This is a genomic window from Bradyrhizobium sp. SK17, assembly GCF_002831585.1.
GTDB lineage: Bacteria > Pseudomonadota > Alphaproteobacteria > Rhizobiales > Xanthobacteraceae > Bradyrhizobium.
This window is the reverse complement of record NZ_CP025113.1, coordinates 5,218,154-5,232,362: the sequence shown is the minus strand read 5'-3', so window position 1 is coordinate 5,232,362 and position 14,209 is coordinate 5,218,154. Positions and strand designations below refer to the sequence as shown.

13 protein-coding genes are annotated in these 14,209 nt (G+C 65.6%); 7 read left to right on the top strand and 6 right to left on the bottom strand.

Annotated elements, in window-relative coordinates:
* Window positions 1-43: 43 nt before the first annotated feature.
* The 4 genes from CWS35_RS24010 to CWS35_RS23995 all read left to right on the top strand — a co-directional run bounded on the left by CWS35_RS24010 (window position 44) and on the right by CWS35_RS23995 (window position 4,227).
* Entirely contained in the window at window positions 44-1,177 is a 1,134-nt protein-coding gene (locus CWS35_RS24010; protein WP_029879905.1) for a patatin-like phospholipase family protein, read from the top strand.
* A gap of 96 nt (window positions 1,178-1,273) precedes the next feature.
* Entirely contained in the window at window positions 1,274-2,035 is a 762-nt protein-coding gene (locus CWS35_RS24005; protein WP_024583997.1) for a TetR/AcrR family transcriptional regulator, read from the top strand.
* 295 nt (window positions 2,036-2,330) lie between these two features.
* On the top strand, window positions 2,331-2,948 hold the full coding sequence (locus CWS35_RS24000; RefSeq protein ID WP_100954121.1) for a PepSY domain-containing protein: 618 nt from the start codon (window positions 2,331-2,333) through the stop codon (window positions 2,946-2,948).
* Window positions 2,949-3,189: 241 nt separating this feature from the next.
* A complete protein-coding gene (locus tag CWS35_RS23995; RefSeq protein ID WP_100954118.1) occupies window positions 3,190-4,227 on the top strand; it encodes an aspartate-semialdehyde dehydrogenase in 1,038 nt (345 codons plus the stop codon).
* 150 nt (window positions 4,228-4,377) lie between these two features.
* Here CWS35_RS23995 and queA read toward each other — a convergent pair whose 3' ends face one another.
* The 5 genes from queA to coaD form a co-directional block, all read right to left on the bottom strand.
* Window positions 4,378-5,454 (bottom strand): tRNA preQ1(34) S-adenosylmethionine ribosyltransferase-isomerase QueA, encoded by a 1,077-nt coding sequence (queA, locus tag CWS35_RS23990; protein WP_100954116.1) that lies wholly within the window; start codon window positions 5,452-5,454, stop codon window positions 4,378-4,380.
* A gap of 65 nt (window positions 5,455-5,519) precedes the next feature.
* Window positions 5,520-5,984, bottom strand: coding sequence for a peptidylprolyl isomerase (locus tag CWS35_RS23985; RefSeq protein WP_024583993.1), 465 nt, complete (start codon window positions 5,982-5,984; stop codon window positions 5,520-5,522).
* Window positions 5,960-6,400 carry a hypothetical protein gene (locus CWS35_RS23980; RefSeq protein ID WP_024583992.1) on the bottom strand — a complete coding sequence of 147 codons (441 nt, stop codon included), beginning with the start codon at window positions 6,398-6,400 and terminating at the stop codon, window positions 5,960-5,962. The genes CWS35_RS23985 and CWS35_RS23980 overlap by 25 nt, the downstream gene beginning before the upstream one ends.
* 6 nt (window positions 6,401-6,406) lie before the next feature.
* Window positions 6,407-6,970: a peptidylprolyl isomerase gene (locus CWS35_RS23975; protein WP_024583991.1), complete on the bottom strand. Its 564-nt coding sequence runs from the start codon at window positions 6,968-6,970 to the stop codon at window positions 6,407-6,409.
* Window positions 6,971-7,017: 47 nt separating this feature from the next.
* Window positions 7,018-7,515 (bottom strand): pantetheine-phosphate adenylyltransferase, encoded by a 498-nt coding sequence (coaD, locus tag CWS35_RS23970; protein WP_024583990.1) that lies wholly within the window; start codon window positions 7,513-7,515, stop codon window positions 7,018-7,020.
* Window positions 7,516-7,781: 266 nt separating this feature from the next.
* On the opposite strand from coaD, the gene CWS35_RS23965 reads away from it, so the two are divergent.
* The 3 genes from CWS35_RS23965 to CWS35_RS23955 all read left to right on the top strand — a co-directional run bounded on the left by CWS35_RS23965 (window position 7,782) and on the right by CWS35_RS23955 (window position 11,190).
* Window positions 7,782-8,039 (top strand): hypothetical protein, encoded by a 258-nt coding sequence (locus CWS35_RS23965; protein ID WP_024583989.1) that lies wholly within the window; start codon window positions 7,782-7,784, stop codon window positions 8,037-8,039.
* Between the two features lie 234 nt (window positions 8,040-8,273).
* The gene (locus CWS35_RS23960) at window positions 8,274-10,127 is read left to right on the top strand and encodes a potassium transporter Kup (protein WP_024583988.1); all 1,854 of its coding nucleotides are present in this window, start codon (window positions 8,274-8,276) and stop codon (window positions 10,125-10,127) included.
* Between the two features lie 103 nt (window positions 10,128-10,230).
* Complete coding sequence (locus CWS35_RS23955; RefSeq protein ID WP_100954115.1) at window positions 10,231-11,190, top strand: phosphotransferase family protein; 960 nt, start codon at window positions 10,231-10,233, stop codon at window positions 11,188-11,190.
* A gap of 66 nt (window positions 11,191-11,256) precedes the next feature.
* On the opposite strand, the gene gyrA is transcribed toward CWS35_RS23955, so the two are convergent.
* A complete protein-coding gene (gyrA, locus tag CWS35_RS23950) occupies window positions 11,257-13,986 on the bottom strand; it encodes a DNA gyrase subunit A (protein WP_024583986.1) in 2,730 nt (909 codons plus the stop codon).
* Window positions 13,987-14,209: the final 223 nt, after the last annotated feature.

Below are 14,209 nucleotides of genomic sequence, written 5' to 3'. Positions count from 1 at the left end.
GTTGCCACCCTCCGCCACCCGGCCTGACGGCATCCGCCATCGGATGAGTTTGGTTCGCGCGATCCGTCAACTGATCCTGCTGTGCGGCTTCACTGTCGCGCTGGCGGCGTGCAGCTCGCTGCCGCGGACGCCCTACACGGCCGCGGATGCCGCCAACTCACGGGTGCTCGATCTCGACGGGCTGCGCCGTTACGCCGACGAGCCGGCGTCGAAATTCCGGCCTGAGAAGAACGACCTCGCCCCGATCAAGACCTATCTCGCACTCTCCGGCGGCGGCGCCGACGGTGCCTATGGCGTCGGCATCCTCAATGGCTGGACCGCGGCCGGCAACCGTCCGGCCTTTTCGGTGGTCTCGGGCGTCAGCACCGGCGGGCTGATTGCCCCCTTTGCCTTCCTGGGCTCGCGCTACGACGACACGCTGAGGGAGGTCTACACATCGGGCATCGCGGAAAGCCTGTTGCAGGATCCGAGCCTGATGCGGGTGCTGTTCGGCTCCGGGTTGTTCGGCAACAAGCGGCTGCGCGAACTGGTGGCGCGCTATGTCGGCCAGGACATCCTGAGCGAGGTGGCGCGCGAAAACGCCAAAGGCCGAAAGCTCCTGATCGTTACCACCGACCTCGACACCCAGCGCACGGTGATCTGGGACATGGGACGGATCGCCGCGGTCGGAACGCCTGAGGCGTTGCAGCTGTTTCGCGACGTGATGGCCGCCTCCGCCTCGATCCCGCTGGTGTTTCCACCGATCATGATCGACGCCGAGGGCCAGGGCCGCCGCTTCCAGGAGATGCATGTCGATGGCGGCGTCACCGCGCCGGTGCTGACGCTGCCGGACGCGCTGATGTTCCGGGAGCGCGCCTGGCCGGCCAGCGGCCGCATGAACATCTACATTCTCGTCAACAAGAAGCTCGAGGGCAATTTCGAGTTGGTGTCGAACTCGACGATCGACGTCGCCTCGCGCAGCATCTCCGCGATCACGCAGGCGCAGACCCGCTCCGTGATCCTGTCGACCTATGATTTCGCCCGGCGCAACCGGCTGGGCTTCCATTTGTCCTACATCGAGCGCGACTATCCGGCGCCGGAAACGCAGGGCTTCGACACCGCCTATATGCGCGCGCTCTACCAGTACGGCTACGACAAGGCCGCCACGGGGCACGCCTGGACCGCGACGCCGCCCTGAAACGGCGCCCCACGGTACCGCCACATGGACGAATCCGCACCGCCCGGGTTATAGACCCGGACAGACCCGTCCGACGCACAACGAGATGAATGGGCAATGGGATTGACGGCAACCAGGGCCAAAGCGGCCAAACGCAGCGTGACCAAGTCGCGCGGCGGCCGGCCGACCCGGGATGCTGCGATCGAGCGCGACCAGCGGCTGATCGAGGTCGCCACCCGCCTGTTCCTCGAGCGCGGCTTCGATGCGACGTCGATCGACGCCGTGGCCGAGGCCGCCCGCGTCAGCAAACCTACCGTCTATGGACAGTATGGCGACAAGCGCGGTCTGTTCACCGCGGTGCTCCGGCGCGAGATCGCCCGCTGGCTGGCCCCCCTCGCCGCCGCAGCAGCCGAAGCGCGCGGCGACGGAAGTTGCGACGGCTCGGCCGAGGAACGGCTGATCGAACTCGGCCGCCAGCTATTGGTGCTGAATTGCAGCGCCGATTCCATCGCCTTCAGCAGGATACTCACCGCGCAAGCGATCAATTTCCCCGAGGTCGCCAAGCTCGCCGTCGACGAGGGCTGGTCGAAAGCCGTGTCAACGACCGCGGGTTTCTTCGACCATCTGGCGGACAAGGGCGTGCTCGATCTCGAGGACACCACGATCGCCGCCGAAACCTTCCTCAACATGGTGGTCGGCCACACTCACCGGATGGCGACGTTCGGGATTCCGATCGACATGAAGGCCGCCGAAACGCGGATGGAAGTCTCGATCCGGCTGTTTCTGGCTGGCGCCGTCGGACCGCGGGACCGGCTCCGCAGCATGGCCAAGGAAGGGACCAAGGAAGCGACGAAGCCACGCCGCAGGCCGGCGCGCTGAACGGTATTTTTGGATCATTTTATCGTCTTACACGTTGCCGTGATGAGCCTTGAATAAACAGAACGAAACCGTATTGTTTAGTTGCAAAGAGACACGAAACCCTAGTTCAGCCCCCCAACGGATTTCGCGTCACCTTGTAAACTTCGACCGTCACGACGGAGCTGCCGCCATCGCTCCGTCTGAACGTTCGGCGGCTGACCTCTGACTAACTGGGGTCGGCCGCACTTTCTCGGCCCCACGCGGCCGCTCGACAGCGCGGGCAACGCGCGAGCTCAGTTTCGATACAGGTTCGACGATGAGGACAGGACGATTGCGCGCATCGCGACATTGGGGATTCGGGACATGGTTGCTGGCGGCCGCGTTGCTGGCTCTGCCGCTGGCGTCGCCGGCCCATGCGATCACGAGCTCGGCCGCCGCCGCGCTCACCCCGCAGGACGATGACAGCGCGCTCGACGTGCATGCGGTGCGCCGCGAGCTCGACAGCTTCCAGGCCGCCCAGATCTCGCTGCGCAAGGCGATGGCGATCGCCGAGGCGCTGCATGCCGGTGCGATCACCGCCGACATCAGTTTCGACGGCGCGTCGTTTCCCGCGGTCTACCGGGTCAAGACCATGCAGCAGGACCGTATCTGGCGCCACACCATCGATGCGGCGACCGGCGAAGTGGTGGGTGGCGAGGCCGCCTCGCCGCTGACGTCGCTCGGTGCCGAGGACCGCAGCAATCTCGCCGTGCTCCGGGCGCTCCGGCATCGCCTCGCCGATGCGGTGCGGGTCGCCGAACACACGACCTCGGGCAAGGCGATCAGCGGCGGCTTGATGCGCGAACGCGGCAAGCTCAATTTCGTGATCGTCGTGCTTGCCGGCAGCGACCTGAAAGAGGTCATCCTCGAGCCGCCGGCTGCGCGCAGGCGGTAAGGTCCGCGCGAGCGCCGCCAGAATTTCGCCTGAAAGCCGTTGACGGCCGCCGATCTCTCCCGCATAAGTCGCGACCATGATCACCGCGACCAAACGCACGACCAAAACCACTGAGCTCTCCGGGGCCTCGGGAGGCGTGCGCGCGTAGTCGGTCGAACCACCGCACCATCTCTAGCCGAAGCCCCGCCTGATGAAGGTCCGGGGCTTTTTTATTGCCTGCATCACATCCAACACATCCTGAATGGAGGACAAAGTGAGTAACGATCCCGTCGTCGCGATTGTCGGCGTCACCGGCGCAGTCGGCGCCGAATTCATCGCCACCATGGACAAGCGCGGCTTCCGCGTCGGCAGGCTGAAGGCGCTGGCCAGCGCGCGCTCGGCCGGCAAGACCGTCGAATTCCGCGGCAAGCCGGTCGTGATCGAGGAGCTCACCGAGCGCGCCTTCGAGGGCGTCGACATCGCGCTGTTCTCGGCCGGCAGCGGCATCTCGAAGAAGTTCGCGCCGCTCGCCGTGAAGTCCGGCGCCGTCGTGGTCGACAATTCCTCGGCCTTCCGGATGGACCCGAACGTGCCGCTGGTGATCCCCGAGATCAACGCCAACCGCATCCGTGACCACAAGGGCATCATCGCCAACCCGAACTGCGCCGCCATCACCGCGCTGGTGCCGCTGTGGCCGATCCACCAGAAGAACCGCATCAAGCGCGTCATCATCTCGACCTACCAGGCCGCGAGCGGCGCCGGCGCGGCTGCGATGGACGAGCTCGTCGAATCGACCCGCGCCAATCTCAACGGACAGGTCTTCACCCCGAAGGTGATGCCGCATCCCTACGCCTTCAACCTGTTCAACCACAACACGGCGGTCGATCCGGACACCGGCTACAACGACGAGGAGACCAAGGTCATCAAGGAGACCCGCAAGATCTTCGAGGACGACAAGATCGCGATCGGCGTCACCTGCGTTCGGGTGCCGGTGCTGCGCGCGCATTGCGAGGCGATCACCTTCGAATGCGAGAAGCCGATCACCGAGGACCAGGTCCGCGCGATCATGGCGCAGGCGCCGGGCGTCAAGATCGTCGACGATCGCGCCAAGAACTACTTCCCGATGCCGATCGACGCCTCCGGCCAGGACGACGTGCTGGTCGGCCGCATCCGCAAGGATCTGAGCGATCCTTCGGGCCACTCGATCTCGATGTTCGTCGCGGCCGATCAGCTGCTCAAGGGCGCCGCGCTGAACGCGGTGCAGATCGCCGAGCTGTTGCCCGAACGCGCGATGGCGTGAGGGACGACGGGGCGATGCCAAACCCGTCATCCTGAGGAGCGCGAAGCGCGTCTCGAAGGATGCATCGGCCCCGGTCGGGGCCGTCGCCCTTCGAGACGGCCGCTACGCGGCCTCCTCAGGGGTGACGGTGAAATGGCTGTGCTTGCGGACCTAACTCTTTGCCCGAAACAGCAGGCACGCATCACCGTATGAATAGAACCGGTAGCCGCTCTTGATCGCATGGGCGTAGGCGCCCTGCATGGTCTCCAGGCCCGAGAAAGCCGAGACCAGCATGAACAGCGTCGAGCGCGGCAGGTGGAAATTGGTCAGCAGGATATCGACCGCGCGGAAGCGATAGCCCGGCGTGATGAAGATCGAGGTTTCGGCGGCGAACGGCTGGACCTCGCCGTCCGGTGTGGTGGCGCTCTCCAGCAGCCGCATCGACGTGGTGCCGATCGCGACGATCCGGCCGCCATTGGCACGCGCGGCATTCAAGGCGGACGCGGTCGCGGCGGTGATGCAGCCCCATTCGGCATGCATCCTGTGCTCCGAGGTCTCCTCGGTCTTGACCGGCAGGAACGTCCCCGCCCCGACATGCAGCGTCAGCCGATGCAGCGCGACGCCGCGAGCGCGCAGCGCGGCTTCCAGCGCCGGCGTGAAATGCAGCCCTGCGGTTGGTGCCGCCACCGCGCCCTCATTGGCGGCGAACATGGTCTGGTAGTCGCTGACGTCCTGGTCGTCAGGCGTGCGTTTGGAAGCGATGTAGGGCGGCAACGGCGTGGCGCCGACATCGGCGATCGCCTGGTCGAGCGCCGGGCCGCGGAACGAGAATGACAATGTCACCTCGCCTTCCTGTCCCTTCGCCTCGACGGTCGCATCGAGATGGCCGAGCAGGCAGACCTTGCCCTCATTGCCGAACCGGATGGTGTCGCCGGGGCCGAGCTTCTTGGCCGGCTTGACCAGCGCCTGCCAGCGCGAACCGTCGAGCCGCCTGATCAAGGTCGCCTCGATCTTCGGCTCGGTCTCGCGTCCGATCCGGCGGCCTTTGAGCTGGGCTGCGATCACCTTGGTGTCGTTGACGACGATCTGATCGCCCGGCTCCAGCCAATGCGGCAGGTCGGCGATCGTGGCATCGCGCAGCACGCCGTCCGGATGCACCACCAACAGCCGCGCGGAATCGCGCGGGCTCGCGGGGCGGAGCGCGATGCTGTCGGGCGGAAGCTCGAAGTCGAACAGGTCGGTGCGCATCGGCGCGTTGGCTACTCGAACGCGGTCATTCCGGGGCGCATCGCCCCGGAATGACGCTCGGTTGATCAGGAGGCGTCGGCGGCCATGCGCGCCTTGACGATCTTGTCCGGGTCCTTCACCGGCTCGCCGCGCTTGATCTTGTCGACATTCTCCATGCCCTCGGTGACCTTGCCCCAGACCGTGTACTGGCCGTTGAGGAAGGAAGCATCGTCGAAGCAGATGAAGAACTGGCTGTCGCCGGAATCCGGATTGGCGGCGCGGGCCATCGAGGCGGTGCCGCGGACATGCGGCTCCTTGTTGAATTCGGCCTTCAGCTTCTTGCCGGAGCCGCCCATGCCGGTGCCCTGCGGACAGCCGGTCTGCGCCATGAAGCCGTCGATCACGCGGTGGAACACGATGCCGTCGTAGAAGCCCTCGCGCACCAGCTCCTTGATCCGCGCGACGTGGCCCGGCGCGAGGTCCGGCCGCATCTCGATCGTGACCGGGCCCTGGGTGGTTTCGAGGATCAGAGTATTTTCGGTAGCAGCCATGCTCGCTTCTCCTGGCTTCGGGGTGGATATTTCTTGTTCCTGAACGGGATCGCGAAGGGACGGCCAGCCACCGCGCCGCCCAGGCCCTCGGTAAATGGCAACGGCGTGCAGCGTTGCAACGCCTCCATCACCGCGACCCGGTATGCGATCCGGTCACTGTCGGTCGCCTCCTGCGATTCATAGCTGATCCTGGGATGACCGAGGATCGCGCCCTCGCGGTTGAAGCTGACGATCACGGTGATGTCGATCGGACCGGCCTTGTCCGCCGGCGGCGGCCGCCAGCAGCGGTGGATGGCAAGGACAACGTCCCTGATCGTATCGAGTTGCTCCGGCTGGGCCACCGCCGATCCGCCCAGCGCGAGCCACACCGGCAGCGGCGCGGCGAACCAGGCGAGTGGTCTGCTGCGCGCCGCCATCATGGATCACTTGATGTCGGATGCGACCTGGACCTTCACCATCTTGTCCGGATCGGTGACGCTGCCGCTCGGCGAGCCCGCGGGCGCCTTCTTCAGCTTGTCGACCACATCCATGCCCGACACCACCTCGCCGATCACGGTGTACTGGCCGTTGAGGCTCGGCCCGTCGGCGAACATGATGAAGAACTGCGAATTGGCGCTGTCCACGCTGTCGCCGCGCCGGGCCATGCCGACGATGCCGCGCTTGAACGGCACCTGAGAGAACTCCTGCTTCAGGTTCGGATATTTCGAGCCGCCGGTGCCGTTGAAATTCTGGCCGTCGCCGGTCTGCGCCATGAAGCCATCCATCACGCGATGGAACGGCACGTTGTTGTAGAAGCCCTCGCGCGCGAGCTGCTTGATGCGCTCGGCGTGCTTCGGCGCGATGTCGGTGCGCAGCTTGATGACGATGCGGCCCTTGGTGGTGTCGATCACGATCGCATTGGCCTTGTCGAGATTGGCGGGCAGCGGCTGCGCGACCGCGGGCACGACGCAGAGCAGCGCGGCAACGAATGCAAGAATGCGGATCATGGAAACTCCGGATCTCTGGACGTTCTGGATATGGCGGGCCGCCGGGATCAACCGGCGAACTTGGCCTTCAGGCTAGCGGCGACTGATGACGGCACGAATGCAGAGAAGTCGCCGCCCATCTGGGCGATTTGGCGCACCAGTGTGGCGGTGATCGGGCGGACGCCGACCGACGCCGGAACGAACACGGTATGCACCTCGGGCGCCATCGCCTCGTTCATGCCGGCCAATTGCATCTCGTAATCGAGATCGGTGCCGTCGCGCAGGCCGCGAATCATGATGGTGGCCTTGGCCGCGCGTGCGGCCGCGACCGTGAGGTTGTCATAGGTCGCGCTCTCGAAGGCGCAGCCCGCCTTCTGGGCGATCGGACCGAACACCTCATGGACCATGGCCAGCCGTTCCTCGGTGGAAAACAGCGGCTTCTTGCCAGGGTGGACGCCGATGGCGACGATCAGGCGGTCGCACAGGCCGACGGCCTGCCGGACCACGTCGAGATGGCCGTTGGTGACGGGATCGAAGGAGCCGGGATAGAGCGCGATACGGGACATGGTCCCTCCTAACCCGCCCGGCCCGCCCCGGCAAGCCGCCCGAGTTCCATGGCTGCTCTGAAATAAATTTCCACTGACCCAGCGAACCAGCCCCGGGGTGGCAGCGTCTACGGGGTGAATGTTTCGTCGGCCACTGGCCGATGAAACAAAACCGGCCGGCGACGAAACCATTTTCCGGGGTGGCGAAGACACCAGGAAACTTGCGGCCGGTAGATCTTGGACAACGAAACGACGGGCCCGGGGGGCCCGATCATATGGGGACCGTCATGATCAAGGCACTTTCCGCTATCGCTGTTGCCGCGTTCATTGCCGCGGCGCTCACCGTTCTTCCGGGCTTTGCGCCTCAGGTCGAAGCCTCCACACCGCAGCCGCTCGCCAAGGCCGATCGCCTCGACATCCATGCCGTCGGCAAGGACTGCTCGCAGCAGGCCTGGCCGAATTTCGAGGCCTCCTGCCTGCGCAGCGCCGGCAACAAGACGGTCGTGAAGGAAGCCCGCCTCGTCACTGCGGACCGCACGCCGTAGTTTCATCTCGAGCGTCATGGCGCGGGTCCGCCCGCGTCAGCCCCGTTCAGCCTCGCGTAAGGTCGGACCCGTCACACAAATCCCAATGGTAATTTGCGACGTCCCGTCGCAGACTATCGTCTAAGGCAACCGGCCGGATCACCCGGCGGGTGCGAGCCATCGGGGATTGCCGTGACCAGTACGCCCGCCATCGTTTCTTCTGGCCATCCTCCAAGCAGCCCGCTGCCGTTTGCGATCACCCTCGGTGCCCTCGGTGTCGTCTATGGCGACATCGGCACCAGCCCGCTCTACGCCCTGAAGGAAGCGGCCAAGGCCGCCGCCCATGGCGGCCCGCTCACCCACAGTGCCGTGCTCGGCACGGTCTCGCTGATCCTGTGGGCGCTGATCCTCATCATCTCGGTCAAATACGCCATGCTGATCCTGCGCGCGGACAACCGCGGCGAAGGCGGCATCGTCGCCCTGCTGGCCTTGCTGTCGGCGCGAAATGCGGCGCCCGGCACCTGGCGCTCCCACCTGTTGGTGGTCGGACTGGTCGGGGCCGCCCTGCTCTATGGCGACGGCGCGATCACGCCGGCAATCTCGGTGCTGTCTGCGATCGAGGGCCTCAAGGTCGACGCGCCCTCGCTGGCGCCGGCGGTGGTGCCGCTCACCGTCATCATCCTGATCGGCCTGTTCATCATGCAGAAGCAGGGCACCGGCTTCATCGGCAAGATCTTCGGCCCGGTGATGCTGTTCTGGTTCGCCGTGCTCGCAGCGCTCGGCATTCACGGCATCGTCAAGGCGCCCGCGGTGCTGGTCGCGCTCAGCCCGTACTACGCGTTCGACTTCCTGGTGCATCAGGATTTCCACGTCAGCTTCGCCATCCTCGGCGCCGCCTTCCTCGCGGTCACCGGCGGTGAGGCGATGTATGCCGACATGGGACATTTCGGCCGCTTCCCGATCCGGCTGGCCTGGTTCGCGATCTGCCTGCCCGCGCTGGTGCTGAATTATTTCGGCCAGGCCGGCGAGCTGATCAACGACCCGAACTCGATCGACAACCCGTTCTTCCAGCTCGCTCCCGACTGGGCGCATTACCCGCTGGTGCTGCTCGCGACCGTCGCGACCGTGATCGCCTCGCAGGCCATCATCTCCGGCGTGTTCTCGCTGACCCAGCAGTCGATCCAACTCGGCTTCCTGCCGCGCATGCATATCCGCCACACCACCAGCGATGCGATCGGCCAGATCTATGTGCCGCTGGTGAACTGGCTGCTCGCGGCGGCGACGCTCGGCGCGGTGCTCGCCTTCGGCACCTCGGACGCCCTCGCCGGCGCCTACGGCATCGCCGTGTCGCTGCTGATGGCCATCACTACTCTGCTTGCGGCCCTGGTGGCGATCCAGTGGGGCTACTCGCCGATCCTGGTGATCGCGGTGAACGGCTTCTTCTTCATCATCGACGCGATCTTCTTCGCAGCCAACACCGAGAAGCTGTTCGAGGGCGGCTGGTTCCCGCTGCTGCTCGCTGCCGCCGTCGCGTTCCTGATGCTGACCTGGCGCAGCGGCGTGAAGCTGGTCGAGAAGGCACGCAGCAAGCTGCGCCAGCCGGAAGAGGACCTGATCGAGACCGCGGTCAACAAATGCAGCGCCCGCCTGCCCGGCACCGCCGTGTTCCTGGCATCGGCCCCCAATGGGGTGCCGCTGGCGCTGACGCAATTCGTCAAGCACAATCACGTGCTGCATCAGCGCGTGCTGCTGGTCACCGTGCAGATCGAGGAGCGACCGCGGATTGCGGACGAAGAGCGCGCCGACGTCATCGAGATCAGCCCCGGCATCACGCGGATCATCCTCCACTATGGCTTCATGCAGTATCCGACGATCTATGAGGGACTGAAACTGGCCTGCCGGCAGAACAAGCTGCCCGGCATCGACCTCTCGGACGTGACCTATTACATCGGCCGCGAAACCATCATCCCGCGCGAGGACGTTCCGGGCATGTGGGTGTGGCGCGAGTCGCTGTTCGCCTTCCTGCAACGTAACGCCGAGCGGTCGGCGGCGTTCTTCGGCGTGCCAACCGGCCAGGTCGTGGAGTTCGGCACGGAGATCGAGATCTAGTCCCAGCCCGGATGCAGCGGAGCGAAATCCGGGGGACTGGCGGAGCCATATCGATTTGTCCCGGATTGCGCTTCGCTGCATCCGGGCTACGTGGTCTCGAGGAATGGCGGACGATCCACCGCTTCAGCTCAAACCGAGGCTGACGATCTCGATCGAGCAGGCGCAAGCCATCGTCAGCAGCATCGCCCCGCACGCAACTGTGAGCGATGTCATCGAACTGCGCGGCGGCGAGATCAGTACGATCCTCGAGATCGTGCTGGCGGACGCGCCCAACTGCATCCTCAAGGCCTACCCGACGCAGTTGCAATGGAAGATGGCGAAGGAGGTCCACGTCCTCGGGCTGTTGCGCGATGTCGCTATTCCCGTCCCCCGCATTCTCCTCGCCGACGATACGCGTTCAACGATCGATCTCAGCTTCGTGCTGATGAGCAAGCTCGACGGCGTCATGCTCGGCCAGCGCGAGCCGGGGTTGACCGAGCAGGAGCTGTTTGCGATCCATGCCGAGATGGGCGCGGCGCTGCGCAGGATCAACGACGTCACCCTCGATAGCTTCGGCTATATCGGCCCGGACGGCGTCTGGACGCCGCACCCGAGCAACCGGGCCTACATGTCGGCCCAGTTCGAGCGCAAGCTGACGGAGTTTTGCACGCGCGGCGGGGACGCGGCGCTGGCCGAGCGGCTACAGGCCAGCATTGCCGCACGCAGCCATTTGCTCGACGCAGCCCAGACGCCGCGCCTGTGCCATTACGATCTCCATGCCGGAAATGTGCTGGTGAACGCCGAGGGAAGCCCGCAGCTTTCCGGCATCGTCGATTTCGAGAATTGCACGGCCGGCGATCCGCTGATGGATATGGCCAAGGCGCTGTACTACTTCACGCCGAAGGACGCGCCGAAGCGCGACGGCCTGCTCGCCGGCCACGGCACACGCGACCGGCCGGATTGGGAGGCCACGATCGCGCTCTACCGGCTCGCCTGCACGCTGGAGCTCTGGTGCTGGTTCGCGCAGATCGGCAAGGTCGACGCGCTCCCCAAGCTCACGGCAGAACTGGAGAGCACCGCATAGGCCTTCTTGTAGCCCGGATTTCGCTACGCTCCATCCGGGCTACGGAGCATCTCCGAAACGGCGGCGCTAGCCGCCGTTGCCGTTCTCGCCGTTTTCCTCTTCCGGAATGTGCTCGACCGAGACCACGTGCTCGTCCTCGGCGGTGTCGAACACGATGACGCCCTGGGTCGAGCGGCCGGCGACGCGGATGTCGGCCACCGGGCAGCGGATCAGCTGGCCCTTGTCGGTGACCAGCATGATCTGGTCGGCATCCTCGACCGGGAACGAGGCCACCAGATTGCCGTTGCGGTTGTTGACGCTCATCGCGACGATGCCTTTGCCGCCGCGGCCGGTGGTGCGGTACTCGTAGGACGAGGTCCGCTTGCCGTAGCCGTTGACGGACACCGTCAGCACCACCTGCTCGGCCGCCGACAGCTCGGCGTAGCGCTCCTGCGAGAGCTGGATCGAATCGTTCGCCGTCTCTTCGCCCTCGGCCTCGACCGGCTCCTCGGTCGTGGCCTCGCCGGCCACCGCGCGGCGCATCTTCAAGTACGCCGAGCGCTCGTCGGAGGTGGTCTCGACATGGCGCAGGATGGCCAGCGAGATCAGCCTGTCGGCCTCGGCCAGCGCGATGCCGCGCACGCCCATCGAGGTACGGCCGGTGAACACCCGCACATCGGGGACCGGGAAGCGGATGCACTGCCCGCCGGCGGCGGTCAGCAGCACGTCGTCGCGCTCGGTGCAGATCTGCACGTCGACGATCGCCTCGCCCTCCCCGAGCTTCATCGCGATGATGCCGGAGCGGCGGACGTCGACGAAGTCGGACAGCTTGTTGCGGCGAACCGTGCCGCTCGTGGTCGCGAACATCACGTCGAGATTGCCCCAGGAGGATTCATCCTCCGGCAGCGGCATGATCGTGGTGATGCGCTCGCCCTGCTCCAGCGGCAGGATGTTGATCAGTGCCTTGCCGCGCGCGTTGGGGGCCGCCATCGGCAGCCGCCAGACCTTCTCCTTGTAGACCTGGCCGCGCGACGAGAAGAACAGCACCGGCGTGTGGGTGGAGGCCACGAACAGGCGCGAGACGAAATCCTCGTCGCGGGTCTGCATGCCGGCGCGGCCCTTGCCGCCACGGCGCTGCGCCCGGTAGGTCGAGAGCGGCACGCGCTTGACGTAGCCCGCATGCGACACGGTGACGACCATGTCCTCGCGCTGGATCAGGTCCTCGTCCTCGACCTCGCCTTCCTGCTCGATGATCTGAGTCTTGCGCGGGGTGGCGAACTGCTGCTTCACCTCGGCCAGTTCGGTCTTGACGATCTCCTGCACCCGCGCACGCGAGCGCAGGATGTCGAGATAGTCGGCGATCTCGGCCGCGAGCTTGTCGAGCTCGTCGGAAATCTCGTCCCGCCCAAGCGCAGTCAGGCGTTGCAGCCGCAGATCGAGGATGGCCCGGGCCTGTTCCATCGACAGCCGCAGCGTACCATCTTCGTTGATGCGATGCCGGGGATCGTCGATCAGCGTGATCATCGCTTCGACGTCGCGCGCCGGCCAGTCGCGCGACATCAGGGCGTCGCGTGCGGTGGTCGGATCGGGCGAGGTCCGGATCACGCGGATCATCTCGTCGATATTGGCAACCGCGATCGCAAGGCCGACCAGGATGTGGGCGCGGTCGCGCGCCTTGCCGAGCAGGAACTTGGTCCGCCGCGTCACCACCTGTTCGCGGAACGCGACGAAGATGGTGAGCAGGTCCTTCAGGGTCATGGTCTGCGGACGACCGGAATCCAGCGCCAGCATGTTGGCGGGGAAGTTCGTCTGCAGCGGCGTGAACTTGTAGAGCTGGTTGAGCACCACGTCCGGCACGGCGTCGCGCTTCAGTTCGATGACGACGCGGTAGCCCTCGCGGTCGGACTCGTCGCGCAACTCGCCGATGCCCTCGATCTTCTTCTCGCGTGCCAGATCGCCGATGCGCTCGACCATCGAGGCCTTGTTCACCTGATACGGAATCTCGGTGATGATGATCGCTTCGCGATCCTTGCGGATGGTATCGATGGTCACCTTGCCGCGCATCACGATCGAGCCGCGGCCGAGGTGATAGGCGGAGCGGATGCCCTGGCGCCCGAGGATGATGCCACCGGTCGGGAAATCGGGACCCGGAATGATGTCGATCAGTTCGTCGATCGTGAGCCCCGGATTGTCGATCAGTGCCACGCAGGCATCGACGACCTCGCCGAGATTGTGCGGCGGGATGTTGGTCGCCATGCCGACGGCGATGCCGCCGGCGCCGTTGACCAGCAGGTTCGGGAACCGGGCCGGCAGGACCGACGGCTCTTTCTCGGAATTGTCGTAGTTCGGCTGGAAATCGACAGTATCCATGTCGATGTCGGCGAGAACCGCGAGCGCCGCCTTGGTCAGCCGCGCTTCGGTATATCGGTAGGCCGCCGGCGGATCGCCGTCGATCGAGCCGAAATTGCCCTGGCCGTCGATCAGCGGCACGCGCAGCGAGAAGTCCTGCGCCATGCGGACCATCGCGTCGTAGATCGACTGGTCGCCATGCGGATGGTACTTACCGATCACGTCACCGACGACGCGTGCGGACTTGACGTACTTCTTGTCCGGCGTGTGTCCCTGCTCATGCATCGAGTAGAGAATGCGCCGGTGCACCGGCTTCAGCCCGTCGCGCGCATCGGGCAGCGCACGCGACACGATCACGCTCATCGCGTAATCGAGGTAGGACTTCTTCATCTCGTCGAGAATGGAAACGGGACGAATATCTGAGGGCAGCCGCGGCTCGCCGGGCTTGTCGTCTTCGGGTTCGGACAAAAGGGAAATCCGGTCAGTTGGACTGGGGAATCATATAGCCCATCGGAGGCCTGATAACCACCCTTGGCCGGTCACGGCAAGCCGTTTTTCCCTTCGTTTTTTCATGCACTTACGGGCCTGTCGTTGGGTTTGATCGCCGCTTGGCCCAAGAACCGAATAGCGGGTGGCGAATTGCGGATGGAACGCGGGTTTCGGCTATTCGCTGCCTGCCCTTCGCTGTTCG